Origin of the sequence: Paucibacter sp. XJ19-41, assembly GCF_028462495.1 — a bacterium.
GTDB lineage: Bacteria > Pseudomonadota > Gammaproteobacteria > Burkholderiales > Burkholderiaceae_C > Roseateles_E.
The window spans coordinates 1-8,240 of record NZ_JAQOWX010000176.1 but is presented as its reverse complement, the minus strand read 5'-3'; the positions used below and the strand labels follow the sequence as shown (position 1 = coordinate 8,240).

The 8,240-nt window shown below is 65.5% G+C and carries 5 protein-coding genes and 1 pseudogene; 1 reads left to right on the top strand and 5 read right to left on the bottom strand.

Annotated features, from left to right (window positions below; translation table 11 throughout):
* From PO768_RS26835 to PO768_RS26825, 3 genes are all read right to left on the bottom strand, one after another.
* Nucleotides 1-829, bottom strand: an 829-nt coding sequence (locus PO768_RS26835) for a phytoene/squalene synthase family protein (protein ID WP_272648502.1), incomplete at its 3' end; no start/stop codon positions are given.
* Entirely contained in the window at nucleotides 804-2,183 is a 1,380-nt protein-coding gene (crtI, locus tag PO768_RS26830) for a phytoene desaturase family protein (protein WP_272648501.1), read from the bottom strand. The genes crtI and PO768_RS26835, both read right to left, overlap by 26 nt.
* Nucleotides 2,071-2,550, bottom strand: coding sequence for an FAD-dependent oxidoreductase (locus PO768_RS26825; protein WP_272648500.1), 480 nt, complete (start codon nucleotides 2,548-2,550; stop codon nucleotides 2,071-2,073). The genes crtI and PO768_RS26825 overlap by 113 nt, the downstream gene beginning before the upstream one ends.
* 46 nt (nucleotides 2,551-2,596) lie before the next feature.
* On the opposite strand from PO768_RS26825, the gene PO768_RS26820 reads away from it, so the two are divergent.
* A complete protein-coding gene (locus tag PO768_RS26820) occupies nucleotides 2,597-3,616 on the top strand; it encodes an alpha/beta fold hydrolase (protein WP_272648499.1) in 1,020 nt (339 codons plus the stop codon).
* Nucleotides 3,617-3,726: 110 nt separating this feature from the next.
* Here the strand turns inward: PO768_RS26820 and dsr1 are convergent, their stop codons facing one another.
* Together dsr1 and bchD are read right to left on the bottom strand one after the other, a co-directional pair.
* Entirely contained in the window at nucleotides 3,727-7,539 is a 3,813-nt protein-coding gene (gene dsr1, locus PO768_RS26815; protein WP_272648498.1) for an anti-phage defense-associated sirtuin Dsr1, read from the bottom strand.
* 339 nt (nucleotides 7,540-7,878) lie between these two features.
* A pseudogene (bchD, locus tag PO768_RS26810) lies at nucleotides 7,879-8,240 on the bottom strand (magnesium chelatase subunit D); the annotation flags it as partial.

Genomic DNA, 8,240 nt, shown 5'->3' with positions numbered 1-8,240 from the left:
CCGACACCACGGCCCGGCGGCTGACCGAATCGCCGCCGGCGCGCGCCACCTCGTGGCCGATCTCGGCATAGAGCAGGCGCGCCGCATTGATGCCCGGCCGGCAGGCCATCGGCAGGCTGGCCACGCCCGAGGCCGCGCGGGCGTACAGCTCATCGGCGCTGGCCAGCAGGCGCTGCATCACGCCGGCCAGCGCCGGCTCGAAGCGCGGCGCGGCCAGCCAGGCTTCGGGGGCTATGCCGGCCTCGCGAAGCCACTGGCGCGGCAGGTAGAGCCGGCCCATGCGGGCGTCTTCGCCGACATCGCGGGCGATATTGGAGAGCTGCATCGCCACGCCCAGATCGCAGGCCCGCGCCAGCGCCGGCGCCTCGCGCACGCCCATCAAGAGGCTCATCATCGCGCCCACCGTGCCGGCCACGCGGGCGGCATAGTCCTGCAGCTCGTCCAGCGTCTCGTAGCTGCGGCCCTCGACGTCCCAGGACAGGCCCTCGATCAGCAGGTCCAGCAAGGCGCGCGGGATCGCATAACGCGCGACGACGGCGGCCAGTGCCCGGTCGGCCGCCACGGCTTGAGGCCGGCCCTCGAACACCCGGTCCAGCCGGCGGCGCAGCTGCGTGATCGCCAGACGGCGGCCGCCCTCGATATCGACCGTGTCGTCGGCCAGCCGGCAAAAACCATAGAGCACGGTCGCCGGCGCACGCACCGCCGGCGGCAGCAGCAGCGAGGCCGCATGAAAGGTCTTGGAGTTGGCGGCCAGGCTGGCGCGGCAGGCCGCCAGATCGGCATCCAGCAGCGGCGGGTGGGCCTCAGGCCGGTGATGCGGTGCTGACATGGCTGGTGAATCCTTGTTCGGCGGTGGCCTGATGCTCGCGAGCCAGATCGCGGCCGTGGGGAACGATCCCGTCCAGCACCTTGGCCGAGGACAGCACGCCCGGCAGGCCGGCGCCCGGATGCGTGCCGGCGCCGACCAGGTAGAGGCGCTCGACCTCCTCGCTGCGGTTGTGCGGCCGGAACCAGGCGCTTTGCGTCAGCACCGGCTCCAGCGCAAAGGCCGCGCCCTTGTAGGAGCTCAGCCGGTCCTGGAAGTCCTGCGGCGTCAGCATCAGCGAGCTGACCACCGCCTGCTCCAGCCCCGGCAGCAGGGTCTCGGACAGGCGCTTGGCAATCGCCGCGCGGTAGGGCTCGGCGCGCTCGCGCCAGTCGACGCCGGCCTCCAGATGCGGCACCGGCGCCAGCACATAAAAGGTGTCGCAGCCCGGCGGTGCCAGGCTGGCATCGGTGGCGGTGGGCCGGTGCAGATAGAGGCTGAAATCCTTGGCCAGGTGCTTCTTCGTGAAGATATCGTCGAGCAAGCCCCGGTAGCGCGGGCCCAGCGAGATCGTGTGGTGGGCCACATCCGGGTACTGGCGACGGGTGCCGAAATACCAGACGAAGAGGCTCATCGAATAGCGGGCTTTGTCGATGCGCCGGTCGGTCCAGCGCTGGCGGTAGCGCTCGGGCAGCAGATGCTTGTAGGTCCAGGCCGAATCGGCATTGGAGACCACGATATCAGCCGCCAGCTGCTGGCCCGAGGCCAGCCGCACGCCGCAGGCCGCGCCCTGCTCGACCAGGATCTCCTCGACCCCCTGGCCGCACAGCACCTGCCCGCCCTGCCCCTCGATCAGCCCGACGAGGCCGCGCACCAAGGCCCCGGTGCCGCCCATCGCGAAATGCACGCCGAAGCGCCGCTCCAGAAAGGCGATCAGGCAGTAGACGGACGTGGTCGAGAAGGGGTTGCCGCCGACCAGCAGGGACTGGAAGGTCAGCACCACGCGCAGTTTCTCGTGCTTCACATGCTTGCAAGCCAGGCCCCAGACCGTGCGGTAGCCCTCCAGCTTCAGCAGATCGGGCAGCACCTTGGCCATCGCGGTCCAGCTGTCGAAGGAGACATGGCCCAGCTGCTCGAAGCCGACCTTGTAGATCGCCTCGCTGGCTTGGAGAAAGCGCTCGTAGCCAGCCACATCCTCGGGCGCGAGCCGGGCCACCTCGGCGCGCATCGCGTCCGCATCGCCGCTGTAGTCGAACAGCGTGCCGTCATCGAAGCGCACCCGGTAGAACGGCGCCACCGGCCGCAGGTCCACATCGTCGGCCAGGCGCCGGCCGCACAGCGCCCACAGCTCCTCGNTAGTCGAACAGCGTGCCGTCATCGAAGCGCACCCGGTAGAACGGCGCCACCGGCCGCAGGTCCACATCGTCGGCCAGGCGCCGGCCGCACAGCGCCCACAGCTCCTCGAACAGAAAAGGCGCGGTGATCACGGTCGGGCCGGCGTCGAAGGTGAAACCGTCCTGCCGGTGCACATAGGCGCGGCCGCCGGGGGCGTCGAGCTTTTCGAGTACCGTCACCCGGTAGCCGCGCGCGCCCAGCCGCACCGCCGCCGCCAGGCCGCCGAAGCCGCTGCCGATGACCAGGGCCTGAGGACCCGCATCAGGACGCGCATCAGCACGGGCATGGGGCTCTGCCCCCGGCAGGGCGGCGGAGCTGGGCGAGCTGGGCGGATGGCCGGGCGTCAACATGGCTTGATCCTAGACGTGTCTAGTTTGATTGACAATAGGCGTTGACATGAAAACTGACAGCCCCCTGCCCTCAGAGCTGCTGCTGCTGCTGCTGCAACTGCAAGCCGGCGCGCTGCGCTGGCGCGTGCAGCGCGCCGGGAGCAAGGCAGGGCTGCCACGCCTGCTCTTGCTGCATGGCACGGGCTCTTCGCTGCAGTCCTGGGCGCCCTGCCTGCCCGGGCTGGCCGAGCATTTCTCCCTGCTGATCCCCGATCTGCCCGGCCATGGCGGCAGCGAAGGCTTTGCCGACGGCCAGGCCAGCCCGGCCCGCATGGCCCAGGCCCTGGGCGGGCTGCTGGCCGCGCTCGACTGGCAGCCCGAGTTGGTGGCCGGCCATTCGGCCGGCGCGGCGGTGATGGTGCAGATGTGCCTGGACGGCCTGCTGCCGCAGGCGCGCGGGCTGCTGGCCGCGCTCGACTGGCAGCCCGAGTTGGTGGCCGGCCATTCGGCCGGCGCGGCGGTGATGGTGCAGATGTGCCTGGACGGCCTGCTGCCGCAGGCGCGCGGGCTGCTGGCCGTCAACGGCGCGCTGCAGCCGCTGCCGGGCCTGATGGGCGTGGTGGCCCCGGCCGTGGCCAAGCTCGCGGCCCGCAGTGGTGCCTGGCTGCCCGCCTGGGTGACCCGCCACGCCGGCCAACCCCGCGCGCTGAAGAACCTGATCGCCTCCACCGGCTCCCGCCTGGACGAGGCCGGCGTGCAGCACTACCGCGAATTGCTGGCCCAGCCCGCCCATGTGCGCGGCGTGCTGGACATGCTGGCCAGTTGGCGGCTGGAGGATTTGCAGGCACGCCTGCCCGAGCTGCGCACACCGGTATGGCTCGCCGCCGGCCTGGCCGACCGCACGGTGGCGCCGGTGCAGTCGCTAGAGCTGGCGCGCTGGCTGCCGGGCGCGAGCTTTCATCCGCTGCCGGGGCTGGGGCATTTGGCGCATGAGGAGGCGCCGGAGCGGGTTAATGCGTTGGTGATGGGGTTGTGGGATGAGACGCGGGGCCGTGCGACGACCGCGACCTCCAGTGTGCAGCCTTGACTGGTGCGGCGGCCCTCGACCCAATTCAGCCGGTCGCCAAGTGTTGAGAGTTCGCCAGAGAGAGGGCTCTCAAAGTAGGTGGTGGCCGCACTAGACCTTTTCGCGGCACCTCACTTTCGCGAGTACCCTCTGAGCCGCTGGTAGCGGGAATTTTGTGCCAGCTGCGGCTGAATCTGAACAATAGCGTCCAAGCATTGCGCGAGCTCCCGAGGCACCCAAGGCGGAGCTGCAATCACCCCACTCAGCAATAGCAGTGCATCCTCAGGGAACCGACCGCACAAGCCAGATTCGTGCAGCAAATGCACGATGTGGCTTGGGTGTTCGACGGGTTTCAACCAGTCTTTCACCGCAGCCAAGGCCGCCGGAAATTCGCCCCGAGCTGCAACGACCAGCCGAGCCAGAGACTCAGCGATTCGGGGCGTAGCCGAGTCACGAGACTTAGGCCACACCTCCTGCCAGAAGGGCAGCGCGCGATTTTTCCAATAGTCCTCACGTTGATCGGCAGCACTTTCAAGAGCCTGGGAGAGGGCTTGCGCGGACTCCTCTAGCCCTCTTTGCGGCAGCGATCCAATCGCAGATCGGAAATCCTCAACGGAATATCCGTCGGCCGGACTCAGCGCCGCATAGGTCAGAAATGCCGCGAATTGCTGGCGATGCTCGCCAAGCTCAGCGTAATGCCGCGCGCTCTCCAAGAACTGCGGCCTAAAGGCTGCCATCAATGGCTGATATAGGCGGGGCGACCACAGGAAGCCTTCCCACACGGCTTTTGCTTCGGCCGGATTGCTCCAACTGAACAGCGGCATGAGATGTTGTTCAGTCCATTGACGATCCACCCGGAAAAGTGCGATCAGGCGCGAACCCAGCAACACCCTGCCATGGCGGAATTTTTCTACTCGCAGATCACAGATTTTCGTGAAGAAGGGTTCGATTTCGGCCGGAAGCAATTCGTTGTCGTTCGGGCTTCGCTTGAACCACCGATTGATCAGAGCTTCCGTGACGTGCCCGACCGGATGATTGATGGCCTCTGAAACGGGTTCGCGTATTGGCTCGCCGTTACGCGTGATTCCAGTGCCTGGTTCCAACGGCAGCGCCAGCACGCGACTGCACAAACTCAACATAATGTCTTCGCGGTGGTTGATCGAGCTCGATGCGGCCTTGATCCACCACGTGACCCCATGCGCAAGCTCTTGAACCAAAGCCTCGGGCATGGTCAGTACCAGCGATGCGACGTATCGCCAGGAGCGCATGACCATGCCTTCCTCCGACCATGCCTGCAAAGCCTCGCGCCATCGACTGGCAGGCCATATGTCCTGCTTTGCCAGATCGCACAAGGCGAGCAAGCTGTGGAAGAAGCGACTGCGGCAGACCTCGCGCCAGGTGTCCTCATAGAACGGCCGCTGCGCGGGCGATGCCTTGGTGAGCCATTGCACTAGTTCCCGCCGCTTGCGCGGCGCAATATCGACATCCCGGCTATCGTCGTAGTCGGGGTCCCCAGTGCCGCTCATCCAGTGGGAGAACTCATCGCGCTCATCTGTAGCTAGCCGCAAATCGGGATACGACCTGGACAATTCCGTCAGGCATGCGGCCGCAGCCGCTCCCAAAGCAAGACCTGACGCGCTCAGTTTCGCCAGATGCAGCCAGACATCGCGAGCAACAAGGTCGCGCCACTGCTCCGGTTCTAGGTCAGTCCGATACATCTTGCGCGGCGGCCCTGCCATGATGGCCGTCTCCAGACGCTCCTGATCGGTGCCTTGCAGTTGCGCCCCTTGCAGAACGAACAATCGAAACACCTCTCGCCCCGTCTCGGATGACCACAGCCACCAAGCGCTATCGGTCAGGAGCCAATCTACCCACCGTTCGGGCGGAATGCTGTGAGCCTGACTGGCAGCAAACAAGGCCAGGCGCTTAAAAGTAGGGTACGGAAAGTCGAACCAAGTCAGAGCAATCCGACTTGCGCGTGCGCTGTCATTCGCGTGAATCGCCAGCCACGCATCGCGTAGCAACTCGATCAAGCTCACCCAGTCTTGAAACGCCCGGTTCTGCCAGTGTGGCGAGATGGACGGCAGATCCCAATGAGAGCGGTCGCTGTGATCCTCGGCCCCACCAAGTTCACGCAATAGGTCCAGCGCGTCACGCAGTAGTTGCTGGAAGTCTTCGAGCAGCAACGGCAGAGCCGATGTCCAACGGTCGTCACCTTCAGCCAGGTCGCGCAGTGCGGAATGCACATGATCAGAGGCCAGCACCAACTCCCACTCCACCAGTTGCCTTAAGTGAGCCGGTTCGCCCGCGTCTTCTTCCTCACGCCAGCGAAACGGCTCCTTCAAGGCGACCTGCGGAGCGAGCAGTTCGCGTAGCTCCAAGCGCAGCGTAGTTGTCAACCCATCTCTAGTCAGCCGTCCCTTCCATCTATAAAGATCGGAGTCTCGCCACGCCGATTTCACTCGCCCGCTAAGCAGCAAACGCCAGAAGGTACGCATCAGCGGGCTAGGGATCGCCTTTGGCGACTGCAAGCGGATGTCATCCATTTCGGATGCCTTGCCATGTCGTTCTAACGCCGCAAATCGATCTAGTTCATGCTCGATCAGCCACGGCCAGCGATCATGCAACCGCCCGCCGCGCTGTGCGATCCAGATGACAAGCTTCGGATCATCCAGATGACGCGTGAGCCAGCGAGCCAGATGGAACATCAAGTCATCCCAATGGCTATCAGCATTCCCTCCGGAGGCCAACAACATCTGAGGCGCGCGGTCATAGGGCGCAGGTCGGCGGATCAAGCTGAACCGTAGTTCGGAGTCCTCCTCAACGTGAGGACTCACGCAGAATCGGGCTAGATCGCTGTGCGCAAAGCGGTCGCTTCCGAAGGCCTTCAACAGCCAATCCAGGGACGGGGCCGGATTGAATTCGGCGAAGCGCTTGGCCGGCAAGCCTGACCTGTCGGACAAGGCCCAAAGCATCCGGCCCACAAAGTCGTCTTGCTGAGTGCTGTCTTGTGGCTGGGCCAGAGCGTGTTTGATGACGATGGCTTCTTTACCCTGCACGCCATCGCGGTAGGTTTCCGCCCAGGCGTGCAGCGTCTGGTGCAACGCAGAGTGGCTGCCACTGGACACCCCGTAAAGAATGGGTGTGACGCCCTTTGCTTCCCACTCGATAGTCTTGCGCTGCTCAGGCCCGGATTCGCAATCAGCAAACGCCCAGGCCTGAGGCGTAGCTTCTCCCAGCATCCGGTCTGCGGCCAGCGCATCCATCATGTAGCGCAGCACCGGGTCATTGATGCTGTACCCCACGAAACAGACCACGTAGTTCCGGAACAGCTCGCTTACGAATCTGGCGGCCCAGCGCTCGGTAAGGTAAGCAAGTCCGAAATCCCCACTGGTTACCACTAGACGGTTCAGTGCTGTGTCATCCGGCTTCTCGGGCAAAAGGCCATGCAAATAGACCAGCCCATCCCATCGGCTGTTCTTGGGGATCGGCAACATCGGTGCGGCATAAGACTGGAATGCCTGGCCGGTGCGCTTGGCCGCCGCGTGATACACGCGGTCAAAGTTGGTAGTAACCAGGCGCAGCGAGCCGTCACGGCAACGCGCCAGACGCAATAGCGCCGCGTGCGTATCGGTCGCCCCCTTACGACGCAGATTTGGTTTCAGCGCTTGTGCCAGCGCACGTCGGGCTGCCAGGCGCTGGCCCGGCAAGCGACGCTCCAGTAGATCGAGTGTGGCGTCGAACTGCTCACGCTTGAAGGCCTCCCGTTCAATGTCCGAGAATGTGGTGCCGCTCAGCCGATAGATGTCTTCCACAAGCCCCTTGAAGCCCGGCAAGCCTGCTGGGTAGGCGATGCCCGCGCCACAGAAGAACACCACGCGCCCTTCCTCGTGTGCCTGCAACAACGCATCAGGGATGTCTGGACCATTTGCAATGAACTGCACGTCTCCCTGCCTCCACGCTTTCTATTGGCCCGCACGGGCCGAGTAAATCTCTTGCATGTGTAGTCGCGCGACGGCCACCACACCTCAAATGCTCCGGCCCATCGTAAGTGGTAACGGCGACAGGGCAAATGCGCTTCGCCCGAGCAGAACGCCCTGGACGGTTGCGCGCCGCGACGCACGCCATCACAGCCTTTCATCGGATTCATGGGTTACTTAGGCCATGCTCGCAGCCTTAGAAACGAGCCGTCGCATAGCAGCCGGTCTTGGACGACCAGATATGGCCGGCACCAGTCGACTGAGCCAACGTTGCCAAACGCCCAAACGCACACCGGTCTGCCCTCACCGCCCCGCCGTCACCGCCGCATGCACATCCTTCGCCTGCCCCTGCGGCAGCGGCACATAGCGCGCTGCCATGGCCTGGGCCAGCGCCATTGCGGCGGGCTGCGGTCGCGGCGAGGTGTCGATCAGCACGCTGGCGAGGCCTGAGGCGCGCAGGCGCTGGGCGGCGCTCAGTGCGTCCTGCATGGCCAGGGCTCGACCGGGGCTGCCGTCGCGGGCGATATTGGCGCGGGCATCGGTCAGGAAGACCAGCAGCGCCCGTCCGCCCTCGCCTTGTGATTGCTGAAGGCTGCTGCCCAGCAGCCAGGCGGCCTCGATGCCGGCGGCCAGCGGCGTGCCGCCGCCGCCGGGCAGGCCGGAGA

Coding starts and splice junctions, on each gene's coding strand:
- PO768_RS26820 (WP_272648499.1), top strand. CDS start 2,597: ATGAAAACTGACAGCCCCCTGCCCTCAGAGCTGCTGCTGCTGCTGCTG.